This window comes from Paenibacillus sp. FSL R7-0128, assembly GCF_038002245.1.
GTDB lineage: Bacteria > Bacillota > Bacilli > Paenibacillales > Paenibacillaceae > Paenibacillus_AQ > Paenibacillus_AQ silagei.
Genome location: NZ_JBBOCD010000001.1, coordinates 982,598 through 1,004,520, shown reverse-complemented (window position 1 = coordinate 1,004,520; position 21,923 = coordinate 982,598). Strand labels below are relative to the sequence as shown.

At 56.6% G+C, this 21,923-nt stretch carries 14 protein-coding genes and 1 riboswitch; of the genes, 1 reads left to right on the top strand and 13 read right to left on the bottom strand.

Annotated elements, in window-relative coordinates:
• Position 1: 1 nt before the first annotated feature.
• Complete coding sequence (gene qoxD / locus NST26_RS04130; RefSeq protein WP_036731442.1) at positions 2-295, top strand: cytochrome aa3 quinol oxidase subunit IV; 294 nt, start codon at positions 2-4, stop codon at positions 293-295.
• Positions 296-420: 125 nt separating this feature from the next.
• Here the strand turns inward: qoxD and NST26_RS04125 are convergent, their stop codons facing one another.
• The 13 genes from NST26_RS04125 to NST26_RS04065 form a co-directional block, all read right to left on the bottom strand.
• Positions 421-1,551 carry a TolB family protein gene (locus NST26_RS04125; protein WP_340955824.1) on the bottom strand — a complete coding sequence of 377 codons (1,131 nt, stop codon included), beginning with the start codon at positions 1,549-1,551 and terminating at the stop codon, positions 421-423.
• Positions 1,552-1,673: 122 nt separating this feature from the next.
• A complete protein-coding gene (locus NST26_RS04120; RefSeq protein WP_340978634.1) occupies positions 1,674-3,383 on the bottom strand; it encodes a methyl-accepting chemotaxis protein in 1,710 nt (569 codons plus the stop codon).
• Between the two features lie 149 nt (positions 3,384-3,532).
• On the bottom strand, positions 3,533-4,219 hold the full coding sequence (locus NST26_RS04115) for an ECF transporter S component (RefSeq protein ID WP_339312897.1): 687 nt from the start codon (positions 4,217-4,219) through the stop codon (positions 3,533-3,535).
• Positions 4,192-5,859 carry an ABC transporter ATP-binding protein gene (locus NST26_RS04110; RefSeq protein ID WP_340978633.1) on the bottom strand — a complete coding sequence of 556 codons (1,668 nt, stop codon included), beginning with the start codon at positions 5,857-5,859 and terminating at the stop codon, positions 4,192-4,194. The genes NST26_RS04115 and NST26_RS04110 overlap by 28 nt, the downstream gene beginning before the upstream one ends.
• Positions 5,775-6,719: an energy-coupling factor transporter transmembrane component T gene (locus tag NST26_RS04105; protein ID WP_340978632.1), complete on the bottom strand. Its 945-nt coding sequence runs from the start codon at positions 6,717-6,719 to the stop codon at positions 5,775-5,777. Before NST26_RS04105 ends, NST26_RS04110 begins: the two co-directional genes overlap by 85 nt.
• Positions 6,716-7,627, bottom strand: coding sequence for a DUF4430 domain-containing protein (locus NST26_RS04100; protein WP_340978631.1), 912 nt, complete (start codon positions 7,625-7,627; stop codon positions 6,716-6,718). Before NST26_RS04100 ends, NST26_RS04105 begins: the two co-directional genes overlap by 4 nt.
• Positions 7,628-8,081: 454 nt before the next feature.
• Positions 8,082-10,253: an S-layer homology domain-containing protein gene (locus NST26_RS04095; protein ID WP_340955837.1), complete on the bottom strand. Its 2,172-nt coding sequence runs from the start codon at positions 10,251-10,253 to the stop codon at positions 8,082-8,084.
• A gap of 213 nt (positions 10,254-10,466) precedes the next feature.
• A riboswitch (cobalamin riboswitch) is annotated at positions 10,467-10,660 on the bottom strand.
• Between the two features lie 1,205 nt (positions 10,661-11,865).
• A complete protein-coding gene (locus NST26_RS04090) occupies positions 11,866-15,096 on the bottom strand; it encodes a GAP1-N2 domain-containing protein (protein WP_340955839.1) in 3,231 nt (1,076 codons plus the stop codon).
• Positions 15,093-16,355: a hypothetical protein gene (locus NST26_RS04085; RefSeq protein ID WP_209877174.1), complete on the bottom strand. Its 1,263-nt coding sequence runs from the start codon at positions 16,353-16,355 to the stop codon at positions 15,093-15,095. Before NST26_RS04085 ends, NST26_RS04090 begins: the two co-directional genes overlap by 4 nt.
• Positions 16,356-16,403: 48 nt before the next feature.
• On the bottom strand, positions 16,404-17,039 hold the full coding sequence (locus NST26_RS04080) for a beta-mannanase (protein ID WP_340943941.1): 636 nt from the start codon (positions 17,037-17,039) through the stop codon (positions 16,404-16,406).
• 29 nt (positions 17,040-17,068) lie between these two features.
• Positions 17,069-18,340, bottom strand: a complete 1,272-nt coding sequence (locus tag NST26_RS04075; protein WP_340955841.1) for a vWA domain-containing protein — start codon at positions 18,338-18,340, stop codon at positions 17,069-17,071.
• Between the two features lie 498 nt (positions 18,341-18,838).
• A complete protein-coding gene (locus NST26_RS04070) occupies positions 18,839-19,093 on the bottom strand; it encodes a hypothetical protein (RefSeq protein WP_340955844.1) in 255 nt (84 codons plus the stop codon).
• 402 nt (positions 19,094-19,495) lie between these two features.
• The gene (locus tag NST26_RS04065; protein WP_340955846.1) at positions 19,496-21,922 is read right to left on the bottom strand and encodes a transcription initiation factor TFIID; all 2,427 of its coding nucleotides are present in this window, start codon (positions 21,920-21,922) and stop codon (positions 19,496-19,498) included.
• Between the last annotated feature and the right edge of the window lies 1 nt (position 21,923).

The following is a 21,923-nucleotide window of genomic DNA, read 5'->3' as shown; positions in this document are numbered from 1 at the left end:
CATGATGAAGCAACTATTCCCTATTAAGCATGTGATGGGTTATGTAGCCTCTCTGGTCCTCTCTGCCGCTGCACTGATTGTAATTTACGGAGACCTGTCCTCCAGTGCCAATATGGTGGTGCTGCTGGTTACAGCGCTGATCCAGGCCTCCTTGCAGCTGTTTGTGTTCATGCACATCGGAGAATCGGCCGATTCCAAAAAAGAACTGTATATCAACATCGCATACGCCATGTTCGTGGCTCTGGTCACCATCTTCGGCACCCTGTTCATCTTCGTATGGGGCTGGTATGCTTAGCATGTAAGAAGCAGAGGAGCATTATGCTCCTTCTAGTAATCTATAATAAAAGCGGTCCGTATCCGGTAAATTTACCGGTGCGGACCGCTTTTTTGAATTTTAAAGATTGCCATCATGTTGTTGTTCTACTTTAACTGGACTATACTGCTGCTGCTCCCGCTGTCATCCCGCTCTGTATACGCAAGCTGCTTGCCCGAGGGGCTCCATGAGGTGGTCATCGTTCCATTGCTCTCCGCAATCTGGACGGACTTGTCAGAAGACAGATCGTAGACATATAAGGTATTATTCGTTGTCCCGTTCTCCTCAATAGTTACACTATAGGCAATCAGCCGCTGATCCGGGGACCAGGAGACGGCCCCAAGCTCGGCGCCTTCCACCAGGGTCCGCGGATTCTTACCGTCTGTGCCGCTGAGCAGCAGCGACTGGGTAGTCTCCTTATATTGCAGGATCAGCATTTGTTCTTCGTCAGGTGAAGGGATTACGCTGCTGGTACCCGGAATATTCAAGTCAGCCTTCACCTTAGTATTCAGGTCCAAGCTATGCAGTGAGTCCTTCGAATTACTGGTGTAATAGATCTTATCCTTGATTTGTCTTACAACAATCAGACCTTCCCCGCCTAGTCCCTCCACCGGGGCAATCTTCATTGAGGTAGCCGTCGCTGTGTAAGCACCGCCGCTGTATGCAGGACCCACTACCGTATCCTTATCCGCCCACTCGGCCCCCATCGCTCCGGCAATGGCATCGCCCTTGATGGTGAACGTCTTCTTGGACCCCAGGTCCATTACATTGTAGACTGGATCACCCAGGGAGAATTCACTATAGAGCAGAAATAACTGATTGGCGGATAGCTTGGCATCCCCCAGCATCATGTTCGCCTTCTCTGTAATCATTTCGTATTCGCCGGTATCCGGATGGAAGAAATACAGGCTCTGCGGATAGGAACCCTTCAGCTCTCCTGAGCTGATCGGCCCCAGCTTATCGTTCTGCTTGGACACGACAACGGTTCTATCGTCCTTCCAGTCGGAAATTGCTATTTTCTCATACTGTTTACTTTCCCCTACCGTTACCCCAGCAGCTTCAGCAGGTGCCGGTGTAACCTTTGGCCCTTCCGTAGGCTGGGCAGAAGCTTCTACAGGAGCCGCTGTTGGCTGTGGGCTGGGGCTAACCGCCGGAGCACTAGCCTGATTCGAGCTACAAGCTGCAAGTGTCATTAACAAGGCTGGAACTATCGCCAGCTTCCATGTTCGGGTGTTCATTATAGAGACCGCCTCCTTGAGATTAATAATAATACGTTCAAAAGCCCGGCTCCGCCGAAGATGCCCGGGAATCTCCAGGGTTCCTCGGCCGAATCGGGCCGGGCTGATGTCTATTATAGCCGTTACAGCCGGAACCGGGCCAGATGCTTCTGCAGGTCCTCGGCCAGGGTAGCCAGATACTGTGCAGAGGAGGACATCTCTCCCATCGCGGTCAGCTGCTCCAGGCTTGCTTCACTGGTGCCCTGAACGTCTGCGGCGCCTTTGCGTGAGATTTCATTCACCGTTGACATGGATCTGGCCACTTCCTCCGATTCCTGCGCGACATGGCCGATGACCTGTGTAATCTGCTCTGTCTGCTCACTGGCGGCCTGAATGGAGGTCTGGATCGCCGTAAAGGCTTCGGATACCACCTCACTCTGTGCTACACCGTGAGAGACAATCCCGGAGCCTTGCTCCATCGATTCTACAGCACTGGCGGTCTGCTGACGGATATGGTTAATGATCTCTGTAATCTGCAGCGAGCTTGTTCCGGTAGCTTCCGCCAGCTTGCGGATCTCACCGGCAACTACAGCGAAGCCACGGCCATGCTCGCCTGCCCGGGCGGCTTCGATGGAAGCATTCAGGGACAACAGATTGGTCTGGGTCGCAATCTCATTAATGGTTGTAATGATGGTGTTAATCTCTTCGGACAGGCTACCCAGGTTGCCGACAATCTGGCGGCTCGCCGAGACACTGGAGTCAATCTCCCGCATCTGGGCCAGAATCTGTTCTACTGCATCTACACCGCGTTCCGTGGAGGAGGCAGCCTGCTCCATCAGGCGGGTCATTTCTTGTCCGCTATACCGGGCTTCGGCAATCTCATAGGACATCGTCCGTACAGACTGTGTAGTAAGGGTAATGCTCTCCGCCTGCACATCGAATCCGGCTGCGATCTCGCCTGAGGTCTCAGCGATCATCTGTGAGGCGTGCGCGGTCTGGTCGGCACTGGCGCTCATCTGCTGGGAGGAGGCCGAGAGAATCTCGGCACTCTCCGAGACGCCGCGCATCATATTTTTCAACCCGTCCAGCATGGTATTGAACGATGTATTAATCTGGCCGATCTCATCCTTGGACCGGTAAGCGGCAGAGGCCGTCAGGTCCCCTTCTTCCGCCCGCTTCATCAGCCCCTGCAATTCCTTCAGCGGTCTCGTAATCAATCTGGTGATGATCACACTCAGGACAATACTGAGCAGCAAGGCCAGCGCAATCAGAACGCTGCTTAACGTAACAGAGCTCTTGGCACTGTCAGCCGTCCGTGTATTATGGGCAGACGCATCCTGAATGAATAACGTCGCTGTCTCTTCTAGCAGCCGGACCATTTTGTCACGCAGCTCGTTAAAGGTCCGGCCCGTGAACACCTGATACCCTTCGTCGTTAAGATCGTTATCGGCCAAATGGATAATATTGTCACGCTGTGAGCGGTAATCCGGCAGCAGCAGGGTATATTCGTTCACATAGGCTGCAATCTTGTCATTGTTAAATTCAATCTTCCTCAGTTCGGCCATCAGCTCATTGTTCGTCTGGATATTCTCCTGAATTCTCGCCTTCAGCTCCTGCTTCTTCGCGTCATCCGTTGTAATCAGATCCTCCAGCAGAAAAGACTCAATCGCCCGGTTATTCCCGCGGATCTCCGTTACGAAATAAATCGGCTGCAGATTCTGCCTGTATGTCTCTTCAGACCTGTCAGCCATTCTGGTTGTCGTCAGGATCCCTGTTGTTCCGATCCCGATCAGCAGCAGGATAACCACCGCGATCAGTACAATCATTTTATGCTTAATCTTCAGATGTCTCATTTCCTGTTATCCCGCCTTCTCGATATCTAGCTGTAACCTTACTTATCGGAGAATAACATCGAATTGTTGATGGCCCTGCTAAGAAATTTGTCGAAAAAAGAAGAAAATTATCGTTTTGGTAGAGCGTTATCCATTAATTATAGTTCTATTCACTCTTGAAGCAAGCCATATTTCTTGCGGAATCTCTGCAGCACCTTGGTCCAGCCTCCGGCCAGCACCGCTAAGAAGAATACATTCGACAAGGCATGGGCCAGATCGAAATAAAAGCTTGCGGCAAACGTAACGGCAACCAGCCGCCAGCTAAAGGCATCCGGCAGACTTAGCAGGACCCAGATATTCATAATCCAGCCGAACAGGAACCCCCAGATGAAGCCAAAAACCAGCAGCCCGGCCCGCCGGCGCAATAGCCAGCTCCTCCGTAGCCACCCGGCTGTAAGTCCGGTCATCCCCCAGGCGAACATCTGCCATGGCGTCCAGGGCCCTTGCCCGAAGTAAATATTGGAGACCAGCGCAGCGACTGCTCCGATAACGAATCCCGCCTCTGCCCCGAAGACATAAGCGGAGAGGATGACAACGGCCGACACAGGCTTTACCCCCGGTAATGCGGCAAAAGGAATCCGGCTGACAGCTGCAATAGCGGACAACACCGCTAGCAGCACAAGTTCACGGGACTGGAGCGGTCGGCGCTCCAGACGGATGAACAGCGGCAGGAGAGCTGCCAGCAGCAGCACCACGCTAAGCAGCACATAATGCCGGTCAGTGAATGCTGCGGTAAGCGCAAGCCCCGCGATGAAGAGTCCCAGGGCAATTAGCAGCGGTATGCGGAAGCGGGCCATGTGCGAATCACATCCTCTATTGTCAATGCCTGCGGCAGCCAGTCCCGCACCATCCGGTTGACTGCCGTGGTATAGAAGTAGTTGCTGCTGAAGAACTCCGCCGGTGTGCCTTCCGCCGTAATCCCCCCGTCAAACAGGAGAGCGCAGCGCGAAGCATGCTTAGCCGCGAACTCTACATCATGCGTTACGATAAGGATACTTATCCCCTGCCCGCGCAATTGCTGAAGCAGGGCGGCCAGCCTGTCTTTGGCGGCCGGATCAAGTCCCTTGGTGGGCTCGTCCAGCAGCAGAATATCCGGCTTCATCAGCAGCATCATGGCAAGCGCGGTCTGCTGCTGCTGCCCTCCGCTGAGATCATGCGGATGACTCTGCAGCACCTCCCGGAGCTGGAATACCTCAAGCAAAACCTCAATCTCGCTTGCTGCTGCTTCAGGCGATAACCCGGCGTAGCTCCCCATATGCTGCAGTTCCTCAGCCACCGTATCATAGCTGAAATAGAGCAGCGGATTCTGCGCCAGCAGACCGGTAGTCTTGCCCTTGGCCAGCTCTATCTTGCCGCGCTGCGGCTTCATCAGCCCGTTCAGCACATGCAGCAGGGTGGACTTGCCCGCACCGTTTCCGCCCATGACTGCCAGGAGCTCCCCCTGCTTAAGCGTCAGCGTGAGCTTCCTCAGGACCTCCCGACCCTCCTTCTCATACCGGAAGGTTACTTCGCGGCAGGTGAGGAGAGACGCTGCGGCGGGACTATTCAAGTTATTAACCAGTTCAGCGCCTGCGGCAGCGTCCGTTCCTGCCATCAGGGAATGTATCCAGCGTCTGCCCTCACGCACGGTCAGCGGAATATTCTCCGGCGCAGCGGAATCCGCTTCCGGAGCAAGCGACAAGTACAGGCGTGAGGCGGCTGGCAAGTAACGCCCAGCGGAAGTCAAGGCTCCGCTGCCGGTCTGCCGGGCGAACAGGCGGGGGGCGGCATCGGCCAGCAGCTTACCGTCTTCCAGCATCAGCACCCGATCGGCCAGCGGCAGCACCTCCTCCAGCCGGTGCTCGCTGATGATCACTGTGACCGCCATTTCCTCGTTAAGCCGCTGCAGCGCCATAATGAATTCCCGCGCAGCAACAGGATCAAGCTGGGAGGTTGGCTCATCCAGCAGCAGCACCTTGGGCTGAAGCAGCAGCACTGAGGCCAGGTTCATGAGCTGCTTTTGTCCGCCTGACAGCTCATGAACCGGACGGTAGAGCAGCGGCTCCAGCCCGAACAAGCCGCAAATCTCCGCCAGCCGGGTCCGCATGACAGCAGGCGGCAGCCCCAGGTTCTCCATGGAGAAGGCCAGCTCATGCCAGACCGTATCCATCACGATCTGTGCATCCGGGTTCTGGAAGACCATCCCGATCTCCCCGGCGGCCACCGCTGCCGGAAGCCCGGACAGAGGCTGCCCTTTGTAGGTCAAGGTTCCGCTGGATGAACCCACCGGAGTGAGCTCCCGCTTCAGATGACGCAGCAGGGTGGTTTTGCCGCTGCCGGACGGGCCGCAGAGCACGACAAATTCCCCCTCTTCTATGACGAACGATAGCTCATGGAGCGTGTCCCTGTCTTCTTCAGGGTATCGGAAGGATAATTGCTGTGCTTTGAGGATCTCCATAACCATTTCTCCTTTCCTTCCAGTCCCGCAGGAATCAGCACGAACAGGCAGAAGCTCCCGTACATGACGGCCTCCTGCCAGCCGAAGTCCGCTGGTCTCATCCGGGGATAGATCTCCAGCTTGCCGTAGCCCTGCACCCAGAACAGCAGCGTAACCACACCGCTAACGGTTAACAGCAGCATCACCAGCTTATCCTGCAAATCGGCCTTGTATATCGTGTAAGTGCTACGTTTGGTGCTGCCGTAACCACGCGCTGTCATGGAGTCTCCAGTCTGGAGGGCTTCTTCCAGCGACCAGGTCAGCAGCACCTTGAGCAGCGTCATTCCATCTGTCATTCTTTTCTTGAGGCTTCCCGTACCGGTATCTACCCCGCGCAGACGCTGGATCAGCGTAATCTGGCGCAGCCGCCGCTGGAACAGCGGCACGAACCGGATGGCCATCAGCGTCAGCAGCGCCGTTCTCGGCGCAGCCGCCGCGAACAGGTACATGAACTTATCTGTAGTCACCGTGTAATTGTAGGATATAAACCAGATAAAAATAGTAAGCAGCATAGTCATCATCATCAGCCCGTACAGCACAGCCTCCAATGTAATAGGCTGATCCAGCCAGTAGAACAGAATATGCGCCCCTCTATGCGAGAACAGCGGGTTCAGCAAGGCCACGGAAGCTGCCATCAGCAGCATAAAAGGCAAGCTGCGCAACAGCAGCCGCCCTTGGCCCTGCAACAGCAGCAGTGCCAGCAGTCCGGCTATCTCTGTAGCCAGAAATAACGGATGGAAGACCAGCAGGGCGAACAGCAGCAGCCCTGCATAATACAGCAGGGCTACTACAGGATGCATGGAACGGAAGCCGCTGCTCATGGTGCTTTGGCCCCCAGGTCTTTGCCTAGATCAAGCGTATACAGCCACTCGATGGTATCCCCGGGCTCGACGCTCCAGCTACCCGCAGCCTTGGACGGAAATTCTCCATTCACCTTGTACATCCAGCCGCTCTCTGCCCCGTGATCACCTTCGTACAAATTATCTATACCTTCCACGTAAGCAAACGCCTTGCTGCCCTGATATTCCATCTGGATCTTCTGCGCCCGTGTAATCCGCTTCAGCAGGTCCAGCACACTCTCGCCCTTCTTGATCTCGTACTGGGCAGCAGCCAGAATCACGCCATGCTCCTCATCTCCGGTGATGGAGAGGGTGACTACGTTGTCCGGCTTGGGCGTGGCGGCTGGCGGCTTGGCCGTAGCCGCCGGAGCGGGCGCGGGGGTCGGCGGCTTGGGTGTGGCCGCCGGGGACTTGGCGGGCTTGCTTGCGCCCGCCGATGGCTGCGTCGCCGCGGCGCCTGGCGACGCAGGCTTGGCGGGCTCGCTCGCGCCCGCCGAAGGCTGCGTCGCCGCTGCGCCTGGCGACGCCGGGGACTTAGCGGGCTCGCTCGCGCCCGCCGAAGGCTGCGTCGCCGCTGCGCCTGGCGACGCCGGCTTGGCGGGCTCGCTCGCGCCCGCCGATGGCTGCGTCGCCGCTGCGGCTGGCGACGCCGGAGCTGCCGTACCTTCCGCAGGGGCGGATGGTACGGCAGTGCCCTCAGCGGCTCCCGGCAGCGGAGCCGCTTCGTCTCCAGGCCGCAGCGTCTGCGCGGCCGGGGTCCCGGCGGGCGGCTGCGGGCCGCCGCCTGCCTGATCCGGCTGCCCAGAGGAGCAGCCGGGGAGCAGCAATACCATCAGCAGGAGAAGCAGCGGAGCCAGCCTTCCCCGGCCTCTTTTGACTAGATAGAACATTACCTGCACACCTCCACAAAAAGGGAAAAGAACGGGGGCCAGTCAGCCTGTTCCCCGTTCCTTCATACACCTTATGCTTACTTTTCAAGACATATCCGAACTAATTCCAAGCAAAATCGCCTGTCTAATGGGCCTGCAACGCTTCAACAACCCTATACGCCTCAACTACTCATCGGCACGGGGGCGTTAGTTAGATTTTCTACACTTAATTATTCTTGTTACGCACCTGTATAGAAATTAGTTGGATTTCAGGCATCTAATTCTGCCCACAACCCATCATACGGGAGCTTCGGGCGTGAATAAGTGTTGTTTTTCCAACTAACTCCCGCTTTGCAGCAAATCCTGCCAAATTAGATGTCATTTATCCACTTATTGTCCGCCCCAGCGTACAGCACCCATCCTGCAGCGGAATGGAAATTTCAACTAAACTATACCATCCCCTACTCTTACTCAACTATGGCAATCTAACCGCTACAGCAGCAGCCATCTCACGGGTTACCACAGCAGTAGGCTCGAATGCGCCGCCGGTACCGCTCATATATCCAAGTCCCGTCACCGTACGGACAGCGGACAATGCATAGTCGCTAATCTTATCTTCATCGCTGAATTTACCAGCCCCTGCTCCTGCTCCGGCTGATGTAGCATCCAGCTTAAAAGCTCTAACCATCATCACAGCCATATCCTGGCGCGTAACCAGCCCGTCCGGGTTGAACGTTTTGGCGCTTACGCCGCTGATGATTCCTAGCTCCTTCGCCCGGTTCACTGTTCCATAATACCATGTACCGGCCTTAACATCACTGAAGGCCCCAGCAGAAGACGCCGCAGACGGCTCGTTCCCGGTTAACCGCAGCAGCAGCGCTGCAAATTCAGCACGGGTAATATTCTTTTTCGGTGCAAACAGCAGGCTGTTCTCACTCACACCGTTCATCAGCTTGCGGTCATACGCCGTGTATACCGACTCCAGCGCCCAAGGCGAGATCGACTTCACATCACCAAAAGCCGGACGGTCCGCCGCCGCAGAAGCCACCGTTACCGGGACCGTATGACGCACGATGGCCGGGGTTTTATCCTTCAGATATCCCGTAACCGTCAGGGTATATTTATTTGCTGGCAGTCCTCCGGCCACAACAGCCACGCCCGCAGCATCTGTAACTGCTGTTTTGCCGCCGATGGTTACCTGTACGCCTGCTGCCGGTGAGGTTACCGGATCGGAGGTGAAGGTCGCCTCATTCCAGACCCATTGCTTCTGGGTTACCTGCACCTTCAGATCTTGTCCAGGCTGCGGCTGTCCGGGAGTCACGGTTACGGCATCAACCACCTGCGTGTTGTCCCCGCCATAATAGATCACAACGCGGTCATTCTCCTCCAGCGCGAAGTCGCCCATCCCTACACTTGGATAGATCCATGCTCCGCCGCGTGCGACTACATACATCCAGCCATCATATCCGCCAAAAGTACCCGCAATCACGCCGCCGATCCCCGTCACATAATTGCCTGCTTCATTGACCAGAGCCAGGCGCTTGGCTGCTGCTGTCTTATCCAGTGCCGTAAGCACATTTCCGGCGTATACGCTGCCCTCAGCCAATGTTCCATTCGGACCTTCAACTGTAACCGAGACACTTACCTGAGGATTCTTCACTGGTGTGCCGCTAAAATCAAAGAGCTTACCGCCTGTTCCAAACAGCTTGTACGCTACCAAAGCCTCCAGTGCCTGCTCTGTAGAGAGCGGATTGGAGCTGCCGCCCGCAGTGTGGGCGAACCCGCCGCCTGTAGCGCTGAAGCTCAGCAGCTTGCTGACCAGATTGATTTGGCCTTTGGTATACTCTGCTCCCGCCGGATCAATGCCGAAGGCAGACAGACCGATGATGGCCTGAGCTACACTCTCGCTGCTGTCGCCATATCCTCCGTTCTTATCCTGTGCCTTAGCCAGCCAGGCTGCCGCCCGCTGACCGGCAGCATTCACTGCCGCTTCCTGCTTATGTCCAGCCAGTGCGTTCAGCACCATCGCTGTCATATCCGGATCACTCGCACCCGTGGTCAGAGTAAAGCCTCCGTCCGGGTTCTGCTTCGCCAGAATCTCTGCCAGCAGCTTAGACTGTGTCCATTTCGCATTTGCCGGGATTGTATAGCTGCCGGAATCCAGAGCGAGCAGTGCATAGACCGGATTATTCAGCGTCTGGCCGGTAATTGCATCGTGATTGTAGAGCTTCTCAATCAGGTTATAGCCTGCCACATTCGCCGGGTCGCCGCCAAGTGCCTTAACGGCGAGCGTGATCCGGGCATAGTCCGTAGCTCTGGCAAAAACACCCTTAGCCTCAGCCACCTTGCCTTCAAGCGCCTTCAGATAGCTGGCAGGAACCTTGTAGCCTGCTTGCGCAAGGCCAATCGCCTGCCAGTCCGACTGGACTCCGTTCTTCAGCATGAACTCCGCAGTGGCATAGACCGCAGCAGTTACGCTGGCTGCCTCACTTGCGGGCAGAGCGGATACCGCGGGTGCGGAAGTCCCGCCTGCCTGTGCAGCAGCAGCTTGTCCTGCCGGGGCTACGGCTGCTCCCAGCAGTGCGAACAGCATAATGACAGCAAGTCCCAGCCGTGTGAACCTGGATGATAGAGAATGGTTCTTCATAACTAACCTCTTTCCTGAAATAGAATGGATGAATCCTGCTTCCTCCGCAGATAGAGCGGCAACCTAAAGACCGCCCTGTGCAGGGCGGCCGGGGAAGAATACAATACAGGGCGGCTGAAGGAGCCGATTACTCTCCCACACTACATACAATACAGCATATACAGCCCTCGCCAATATCAGCATCTGCTTTCACATTCTTACCCCCGAAGAATAGAAACAACAACGAAAAAGGCAGGTCTCCTGGCTCATACTTCACCGCTTCCCCCGCCTTCCCATCCCGTTAGCAGGACAGTGGCTCCTCAGGAGTTGCTCCGTATTTACAGTGGCGGGACCGCGCCGGACTTGCACCGGGCTTCCCTTTTAAGCAGATTCCTCTATTAGACATAGCCCTGCCAGCATCTGCTAGCGACAGCGCACGGCCTCTGAGGCAATCTGCACCTTTTCCCAAAGCTTATTAAATTTTAATATTCTGAAACAATCATATCTACTATTCCCCTGTATGTCTATAGACAAGCTATTTCTATTCCATCCACTCGAGTCCCGCTCATTCTGCACAAAAATCCTGAACAGCACATGCCCGCTTCCCCGGCACATCGTACTATTCAGGACTATGGAGTGACTCTTCTGCTGTTAATTAAGGCGTTGGCGGTACTAGCGGAGACAGCGGCAGCAGGCGATTGTATTATGTACATTAGAATTCGTGTAAAAGCGGCCGATAACGCATTCTGCTGCATTTTATACAATCGATTGTGGCAAATAACCCTCCGCCGGGCCAAATTCCCAAAATCTAATGTACCGAATACAACAGAACACCATATTAGGCTCGATATGCCTCATTCTAGTGTACAAAGTGCAATCGAGCAGCTTCATTCGGACACTAACACACTTAACTAATTACTTTATGCTCGTATCAGCCTGCCGAAGCGCAAATCATTGTACTACATAAAGTAGTATGCACCAGGCTCTGACCAGCCCACCATGCCGCGCTGTATGCGCCCACAGCAGATCAGCTACCGCAAGTCGATCATCAGGTCCTAACTAATCAGCATTCATTTAATCCCCTAGCTTGCTGGGGAGCTGCCGTACCCCGACTAACTAAGGTACTGTTCTAGCTCCAAACGTTATGCTTAAATGCAATCTGTACAACTAAATCGTCTGATTTACTGACAAATGTACTTTTAGCTGTATTTCGTGCATCTAAAATGCTTCCGTATCCGCTTTTTGGCCCATTCGGGCAAATTTAGTTGTATAGAATACAGTTAGGAGAGGTGTGCCTTCCTTTTTACTGTTTTTAGTTGTATAGAGTACACCTATCACTGTAAGCAATGCTACTCAGTACCATCACTTGGTATCGAGTCAAAACCATCAGTTAGTTGTATAAGTCGGCTGAGTGACTAAGGAGCGTTACTAGATAGCGTTAGTTAAAAGCGACACTCGGTAGCGTCAGTCAGTTGAGTGAGTCGGTAGCATTAGTCGATTGTGTTGGTCGATTGCATCAGTCGGTAGCATTAGTCGATTGTGTTGGTCGGTAGCGGCAATCAATTGCGGCAGTCGATTGCATTATCCGATCGCGTTAGTTAAAAGCTTACGCAGCCTGCTTGTTGCCGCTGTGTTATTCCGCGTCCGTGTCCGCTTCCGGGCTTGCGGAAGCGGACGGCTCCGCACTAGGCGCGGCTGTAGCTGTGGCCTCCGGGGCGCTGCCCGGATCTGCCGCCAGCTTCAGCGAGTATCTTCCGGCGGTGATCATATCACCTGCTGCCAGCTTCGCGCCTGCTGATAGCTCCACCGTCACCTCGTAGACGCGTGACGGAGGAGTCCCCGCCGCCGCTGGAGAGGCGGCAGCTCCACTATCCGCGCCGCTGTCTACTCCGGCGCCTGCCTCACCCTTCGCATCGCCGTCTACTCCGGCTCCTGCCTCACCCTTCGCATCGCTGTCTACTCCGGCTCCTGCCTCACCCTTCGCATCGCCTTCTACTCCGGCGCCTGCCTCACCCTTCGCACCGCCGTCTACTCCAGCGCCTGCCTCACCCTTCGCACCGCCGTCTACTCCGGCGCCTGCTTCACCCTTCGCACCGCCGTCCACTCCGGCGCCTGTCTCACCCTTCGCATCGCCGTCCACTCCGGCTCCTGCTTCACTCTTCGCATCGCCATCCACTCCGGCGCCTGCTTCACCCTGGCAACTGCTAACCGTTGCCTTAACCTCGTAGTCCGTAACGCCGCTGGCGGACTCCACGCCGATCCGCTCCGGCTTGAAGGCGGAGCATTCCGCAGCATCAGTGAAGCTGAACAACAGCTTAACGCCGTTATTCTTACCCGCTTCTCCGCTTCCCTCATCACCGCTACTATTCCCGTCAGTCCCCGCGTCACCGCCGACAAGCCGGACAGAGACCGGGGCCGCTACAGCGGCTTGTCCGGTCACTGCCGGAAGCGGGCTGGGGCTGGCCACCGGCGCAGCTGTATCCTTGCCGCGTCCCCCTAGCTGGCTCAGCAGGATAACCGCCGCAATCAGAATGATCCCGAGGATGCTCCCTGAGATCAGGATTTGAAATCGGCTGCGGCTGACCCACCGCGCCAGCGGCGAAGCCAGCTGGGCGCGGGCTTCATTGTAGACAGTCTGCATAGCAGGCGTTGCTGTGTCGAGATGGTTTTTGCGGAATTCCCGGTTCTTGAACGCCTCGCGGTCGCTCTCCAGGAAGTATCTCAGCACGGCCCGCTTGTAATTCGGCCACAGCTTCTTGCCAGAGCTTGCGAACAGCCAGCTATGCTGTGACCAGTCCAGGAACCGGTACACCGTCTCCTTATCATTGCCCGCCTTGCGGACCACCAGATCCAGCAGCGCATCATAATCCAGCGGCCCGCCTTCACGTTCACTGCTGTGATAAAAGGCCAGCGGCAGCCGGTCGAACGGCTCCAGGCTCCGCGCTTCCTTCAGCCACCGCGCACCGAGCAGTTGTACATCGTCCAGCTCACGCGGCGTCAGTCCGGCAAAAATCTCCTCGTCCGGCGACTCCTCCCCGAACCAGCGGTAGGCTGCGCGTAGCGCATTCGATTTGCGCTTCGCAATCGCATCGAGCGGCGGCTGCCAATCTGCCGTATCCCGGTAACGCAGGAACGAGATCTCCAGCAGCTGCTCCATCGTCAGCTCGTCCAGCGAGAGCCGGTTCAGCAGGAAGCGGTCAGCAACCGTGCCGAGCTCCTCCATAACGGACAAGGCCTCCGGGTATACGCCGCCTCTGCGGCGCTGCTTCTCTGCCTGCTGGACCGCTTCATGAACAGCCGTTACCGCCGCTACCGGATCGGATTCCCGCTGCAGCTTCTCCAGCAGATATTCCTTGAAGGTATCCCGTACCGCTGCCTGCTGAAGCACCTCCGGAAGACTCCGGCCGAAGTGGCCCACGAGGCGGAGGATATCCGCCGTTCCGGCAGCGGCAGCCAGCCGGGATTCCAGATACGGCTCGAACAGCGCCCTGCGGAAGAGAGATTGGGACAGCACTTTTTTGAAGAACGCCTCACTAAGCTCCGCATCGCTCTCAATAATCCCGTAAGCCGCCGCCAGCACATCCTCCCGGCCCCCGGACTGGCAGTTCAGCATCCCGTTGATGAAGTAATCGACGATCTTCACCCGGTAATTATGGCCCGGCAGCGCGTAATACGCCTTGAACTGTTCCAGGATCTCCGTTGACGGAATCCCCTTCTTACGGATCAGATCATATTCGCGGTCGAACCGCTCCAGGAACATATCATTCAGCCGCACCCGCGAATCCAGCTTCCCCTCCGGCTTCAGATAGGACAGCAGGCCGCCGAGTATAGCGTTCTTGTTGTCTGTATATAGGGCTTCATTACCTTGCTCGATTTCATAAAAGACCGCCAGCTCATTGTAGAGCGCCAGCGACAGCTTACGCTCCGCACTCTCCCCGAGCAGCAGGCTGTCGGCAAACTTAGCGAAATCACGGAGGCTTCCGCCCTTCTCCACCAGCGTCTTCCAGGCCAGATCGGCATAGATCTGCCGCGACTCGCCGAAGTCGGTATTCAGGAACCTTGCGCCGGCCAGATCGAAGATATAATCCTTCTCAATATTGCGGTCGCCCGGACGCAGAGAGCCCTTCTCCACGAAGGTCAGGTGAATGTATTTGCGGCTCTGCGGCTCCTTGGCATACGTGATCACTCCCAGCCTGCGGCGGAAGTCATACGGCAGCGCAGCGAAGAGAACCTCCGTCAGCCGGGCCGCACGCTGCGACAACTCACTGATCGGCACATCCAGCGCTACATAGATTTTCTTCTTCCCGGCTACGGACAGCATCACCGCCTGCAGCAGGGCCTTGAACAGCTCTTCTGTGAATCCTAGACCTGACAGCACCGTACGCGGATCAGACGGCTCGTCCAGCTCGCGGGTTGCCACAGGAATCGAATCCAGCTCAGGCAGGGTTCCGCCAGGCTCTCCCTCATAGCTCCGGGCAAACCCCGCATGCAGCCAGCTTCCATACCCCTCGACAATCTCTTCGGAGCGGATAGGCGGCACCACGAAATTATGGGCAAAAAAAGCGCTCCGCTGACCCGTGAAATCCGCCGCCAGATAACGGCTCTCTCCGATCACTGTCTCGTTGCTCTCCGTATGGAACAGATGCAGCGCAGCCGGATACAGCTCCTCATCCTTCTCGCCGCGTGCCGTAAGCTCAGCCGGGGCATCGTAGAGGCAGAAGGGATGCAGAATTTTTTTGACAAAATTATTATCGAGACTCTCCGATTTCGCTACCGTATCGAAGCCCTCTGTAGACCGGTATACGCCCCGGCGCTCGCGGGTATACATCTGCTGGGTGATCATGGACCCTGAGAATCTGTTCACGGCCCGTCGCTCCCCTCAATATAATTCAGCTTGTGCAGCAGCCAGATGAACGGCTCATCGACCCGGATCGGACTGACTACGCCTTCCACCTTCTGATTGACCGGATTGCTGCCCAGCGCAGACACGGCGAAATATCCCGTATTGGCAAAATACACATCCATCGTATCCTTGAACGGCCGGTCCACCTTCTCAATAAAGCGCCGTATTTCACCGTCGATGTTGTGGAACTCGTTCAGGTTCAGCGTTTTGCGGTGCACATAGTTGTTGAACACATTGCTGTTCGACTTGATGTAGTCGCCATCCTCATCCTTGAGGGAGTGGAGCATATCGCTTTTGGCCAGGACGACTGCGGTCGGAATCTCGGTCTTGCTCTTCTCCTGATAAGCGATGAAATCACCGAACATAGTCAGCACCACATCACGCGGCTCATCATACTGCGATACCCACTCTCCCGGGCGGTCACCGAAGTTAATGCGGATCTTCTCCCGGACCGAACGGATCTGCAGCGGATCGACCATGAACAGAATCCCTGCGGAGTTCTTGATATGCTGGCCGTGCAAGCCCAGATAATCTTGATCGACCATGCCTTCACCGGCCACATCGAAGAACACCAGCGTCAGCGGAGGCTTGGACTCATCCTTGAACACGAACTGGAAAATAAACGGCTCCTGCATCTTCTCCTTCTGGGTAGACGCCAGAAGATCCCCCCGCTCGAACAGCGGCTCCTCATACAGGGTGCGGAATTTGCGGCTGATCTCGGCATTCAGCGGCATACAGGCTGCGTCGAAATGCCCTGCCGTTGTATGCTGGAGCGTATGGATCAGCGAGGTCATATAGACAGACTTCCCGACCTGGGAAGCTCCGATAATCGAGATAATATTGCTAGGCACCTTGCCGGCTGTTACAGGCAGCTCGTTATGACAGGACGGACAGAGCCGTCTGCGGGTCATCACTCCATAGCGGTCGGTGAGCCCGGTCAGCACGTTGTCGGTATAATGATGGTACTCCTCCGGGATATCCGCCGGATGCAGAACCGCTTCCATATCATCTACCGTATCGAGGCCGAAGCGCTCCCGGTATTTATTCAGCAGATCATCCTCACCGAGCGCATAATTCTCATCATCCTCACGGCTGTGCATGGCCCGGAACACCACTTCCTCCGGCTCAAAGCGCGTGAAGCAGAACGGGCATACAATATCGTAATACAGCGGCCTCGCTGCGGGCTGATTCTTCTTCATGAAACGGCTAAAAAAAGACATCTCTCATCCTCCTCAGGGTTGTGTCAGCACCCGGTATGCTGCTCCCGCTCACTCGGGAACCAGCTCATAATACGCCCCGTATTTAGGCCCATCGGTGAAAAAAATACGGATAAAGTCGTCTTTGCCGACCTCAATCGGCGGGAGCTGGTTGCGCCCGGGAGCGAAGTCCTGGACGAACGGGAACCTTGCACCGTCCTCCTTGGAGGATGGGTGCGCATCCCGCTTTTTGACGTAGCAGAGCACTTCCTTCGGCACCGGCACCTCGGCAGTAATCGTCATCTGCACGGTTTTCAGCTTGCTGAATAACCCTTTTTTGTGCTGGACCGCGTAGTAGATCCTCGCTTTACCCGCGCTGACGAGCGCCCGGTTACCGCCATCCTGCTGGCGGACCAGCAGCGTCTCCCCATTCCCGCTAAGCCGCACGTAAATGGTATAAGCCACCATCCCGATCTCGTCCAGCCGGTCCCGGTACCCGTTATTCGCTTTGTACTCTTCACGCGTATAGAGCTTCATGCCCGGAGGCGGATGCTCATGACTGTCCGGTGCCTCCGCAGAGGCCTTATGAATATATACCGCCTGTACACCGTCCGGCCAGCGCCAGCGCAGCGTACAGAACCGGTCCTCCACTCTGGATACAACTTCGGTAATCACCGGTGCTCCAGCGTCTGCCTCGGCGTACTTCATGGCAACCTGCCCCTTTCCCTGCATCTGGCTTAGAACCCTTTACTGCCGCGGTTACGGCGGGGTGAATGAATACTGTCAGCAGGCGCATTACCAGCTCCGGCAGCTCTTCCCCGGCGCGACAGGCGCCCTTCCCCTACAGGCACGATATATGTGAACAAGGTGAGAATAGCCGCCAGAACGAGCAGCGCCAGCAGCCGGGTCATAGGGTCCCAGAGCGTGTCGCCGTTCAGGCCCGATTCCAGAATCAGCCCCGCCACAAGTCCCGATACCGCGCCCCCGATACTGAAGCTCCGGGCCAGATGGCGGTTATCGAACACAATGCCAAGGCCCAGACCCAGCGCCGTGCCGAGCAGCATCAAGGCCAGCACACGCACCACAGCATAATAAGGGCTGTCCGCGGTCTGGTCGCTGCGCTCGGTCAGCAGTGTCCGGTCGCCCAGACGGTCATAAATCTGCTGGAATACATCGCCAAGCCGGTTCGCATCGGCCACATCATAATACTGTCCGCCGGTGCCGCTGGCGATATTCTGCAGCAGACTTGCGCCGGACGGATCATCCAGGGCCAGCCCGATCGTATTTACTTTAATTCCCCGCGCCACATAGTCTGTCAGCTCCGTAGAGGTATTGAACTGGCTGACGCCGTCGGATAAAAGAATAACCATCGCCCCGCGGTCCGCGCCGTCTTCATGAATCACCTTCATCGCTTCGGCCAGCGCGCCGCTGATGTTCGTTCCGCCTTCGGTCGTCTTCAGACTGCTGATGACCTCCATGACCTTCTCGCGGTTCGCCGCTTTGGAGAGCGGGAGCAGCGGCTGGACCACGGAAGCCTCGTTGCTGAAGGTGACTACAGCGACTTTGTTGTCTTTTTTGAGCTGCTGCACCAGATTCTTGGCCGCCGCGTAGCGCCGGTCTGACGGATCGCTCTGCATCATGCTGCCGGAATCGTCAATCACCATGACGACATTCTTAACCGGCTTGCTGCCGCCGAAGTTCAGCTCGTACACGAACTCGGTCAGCGTGCCCACGCCAAGCAGCAGCACGACCATGAGCGGGAACATTTTCCACGAGGTCCCCAGGTAACGCAGCTTCCAGGACTGTCCGTTCAGCCTCGGCGAGAGGGTCTCTGCCACCAGAGCGCCTATTCCAACACATAAGGCCAAGAGGGCAAAATAGATGCCGACCAGCACCATCTGAGGTAAATCATACGGCCTGCGGTCCAGCAGCAGCTCACCGAGCACGAACGCTACACCCGCGCCGAGCAGACTGAACAGCAGCAGGAGCAGATTGATTTTTCGCTGCATTGCATTTCATCCTTTCCGGGAAAAGCTTGATCAACACACGCTTCCCCATTCCATTCTATTGCACATCCGGCAGCAGAATGAATGAGAATTGTCCTACAAAGCCTGTTAGTGTAGGCCCGTACCCGCGTCCGGGACCCGGAGCATGGGCATTATTATGGTGAGCCCTCGGATTTCGGCCGCACCCCTGTAATCAGGGGCATTAGTGCTCCTCATTTGCTGGTTCGGCGCACTTTCGGGAGAATTCAGGAGCACTAATACTCCTCATTTGCTGGTTTGGCGCACTTTCGCTGAAATCAGGGGCACTAGTGCTCCTCATTTGGTGGTTCGGCCTACTTTCGGTGAAATCAGGGGCACTAATGCTCCTCATTTGCTGGTTTGGCGCACTTTCGCTGAAATCAGGGGCACTAGTGCTCATCATTTGGTGGTTTTGCACACTTTCGCTGAAATCAGGGGCACTAGTGCTCATCTGGCGCGCGTACGGCGAAATCGAGATCACTATTACTTACACACGTCAGCACCAGAGGGATTTATCCCTCTGTTTCCACCATCCGGCCCACTTTCAGCAACATTAAAGGGATTTATCCCTCTCTTTCCACCATCCGGCCCACTTTCAGCAACATTAAAGGGATTTATCCCTCTATTTCCACCATCCGGCCCACTTTCAGCAACATTAAAGGGATTTATCCCTCTCTTTCCACCATCCAGCCCACTTTCAGCAACATTAAAGGGATTTATCCCTCTTTTTCCCGCCATCCGGCCCATTTCCACCAGCATTAAAGGGATTTATCCCTCTCTTTCCCGCCATCCGGCCCATTTCCACCAGCATTAATGGGATTTATCCCTCTCATCCCGCCGTCCAGCCCACTTCCACCAGCACCAAAGGGATTTATCCCTCTCATCCCGCCATCCAGCCCACTCTCAGCAGCACATGGTCAGCCGCCGAACTCGCGTGGACTATAGATCCTGCGGTTGTGTTAGCCTGACCTAATATGGTTGTGATAGTCTGACCTAATATAATAGTTTGTCATAGCACTCATCTAATCTAGTCCGCTCATCAGCACTCCACTCATCTAATCTAATCTAGTCTCCGCTCACAGCACTCCGCTCATCTCATCCCGGCTCTGCTCATCAGCACTCATCCCATCTATTCCCTACTCATCGCATCTCCGGCAGCTGCTCTTCTTCCAGACCGTGGAGCTGGTATCCGTTGCCGGCATAAGTCTCGTAATAGACCTTACCGTTGCGGTAGTAGAGCAGGTCCTCCAGGTGGAAGCCGCCCATCAGGTTAAGCTTTTCCACGCCGCTGCGGCGCTGCTCATGCACGAAGCCGAGCCGGTAGATGCGGGTGGTCTCGTCCGCGCTGAAGGCGTAGCGGAGGAATTCGGAGGAGCTGTCACCGAAGAAGTACTTCTCCTCATGCCGGTGCTCCTGCGTATACTCGAACAGGCGAACATTCATCGCCGCCTCCTCCTCCAGACTGCGGTAGAGCTGCTTGAACAGCTCCTCCTTGGAGACGATATCCCGGTTCTCGTAAGCGGCTGCAACATTAGCGCGCCGCAGCAGTTCCTCCTCGAACGGGAGCGTGAACGGACCCGCCGTAAGCAGCTCCCGGCGGCACAGCCCGATCAGCCGCTCAGCCAACGCCTGGCCGCCTCCGTTCACCAGCAGCCCGGAGAGACTGCCCATGAACCGCTCGCTGAAGAAGATCCCCGCCCCGCGCCGGTTTTCGATGTCCTTCATGACCTCATCCGTCACCGTGCGGTAGTACTCCATAATATTCTGATCTACCGTCTCCTTGCTGCGGCCGATGCTGGCCAGAGCGACACTCTGCAGCTCTTCCTCCAGTGCTTCCATCTTCGCAACCTTGGTCTTGCTATCTGCATGCAGCTGCTCCAGTGCAGCGTCATAGCGGAGACAGAGGGCCAGCTCGCTCTCCAGCAGCAGAAGCTCATACTTCTTGCCGTAGACAGACTCGAACAGGTAATGAATGAAATTGCGCACCGTCCGTTTGTCCAGCAGCGGCACCCGCTGGAACGGCTGGCGCTCCACGCTCTCCGCATAGAGCCGCTCCAGCTCCTCCTGACCGGAGAGCAGAGCGGAACGTAGTCCGCCCATATGCTGGCGCAAGGCCTGCAGGACGCTGCCTCCCTCACCTGTCTTCTCACTGGTCCATTCCGCCAGCTGGTAGAAGGTGACCGGGGAGGCTCCCGCCTCCTCGGCAGCCAGCACTCCGGCCCACTCCCGGGCCGGATCAATCCCGGCAGCTCTACGAGCAGACACCTCCGCAAAATTACTGCGGAAGTAAGCCTGCGCCCCTTCCCCGAACAGCAGCTCCTCAGCCTCGCGCAGCGAGAGCATCCGCAGCTGTGAATAGGACGGACGCCCGTGGCTCATCAGCCCGGTCATCTCGGCGAGAGCGGACTGCTCCGGCAGCAATTCCGCCGCGCGGTCCCGCAGGGTATCGGCTCCAAGGCCAAGCATCGCCTGCCGCTCCTTAAGACTCCGGGTATGGCCTGCACGCAGCCGCCCGGACAGATAATGCAGTGCATGGTACAGCACCGCCAGTGCAATCTGGCGGTTCGGCCGCCGCACCGCCGAGAAGCCGGCAGACGCATAGCCTTGTCTGCCTGTGCTGCCGCGGATGCCGCTTTTGAACGTCATATTATTGTAGCCGCCGTGCCCGGAGGCCTGATCGGCCGCAGGCCGGACCCGGTTCTTCAGCAGGCTGATGTGGGCGATAATCTCGTAATTGTCGTCCATGCCATGGACCGACATCAGTCCGCGCTCATTCTTGTCGGAGAGCAGATAGACCAAATCGAACAGCGGAGAAGGACCATGCGTCACGGGAATGGACAGCCCTTCCTCCGTCACCAGCAGCGGAGCGCTTAAGGCATAATCCGCCGCCTGCATCCCGTCCAGCTCACGCAGACAAGCCAGCCCGACCGAGCTGGAATAGCCGAAGTTATCCCCCTGCTCACGTTCGTTAATCAGCGCGTACAGATCAATCTGTACCGATTTGAACGACTGGCTGAGAATGGCGCGGGCCAGCAGCACGATCTCCGGCATCAGCACATTCTGCGGGTCATCGACCCGTGTAATGACAGACAGATGGATGACGTCAAAAGAAGAATACAGCCGCCCGTAATCCGCTATGCTGTTGCTTAACTGACGCAGCGTCCGGTTCATTCCGGCTAAATACTGGCTATCCTCATGAAATTCACGGTACAGCTCACGCCGGACCGTACGCGGATCACGCCCTGCCGTATCCGGCAGGGTCATGTGCATCACGCGTTCATGGACACTGCTGTTACCGCTGCCGATCCGCCCCTTGACCCCCTCCTTCTCCTGCGTACTGCCGCTGCCGTTATGCGAACCGGCATGCAGTGCCATCACGCCGCCTACATTGTCCCATTTACGCTGACAGCGTTCCAGCACCGGACCGATGGCCGGGGTCACCTTATCGCCCAGAAACAGGAACAGCGCAGGGTAATGGATACTGCTGCGCCCATCCCCCTTATTATGCTGTGCTTCCTCCTGGGCAGCGTATTGCTCAGCATATTGTAAGGCCTGATCTCTGATCATA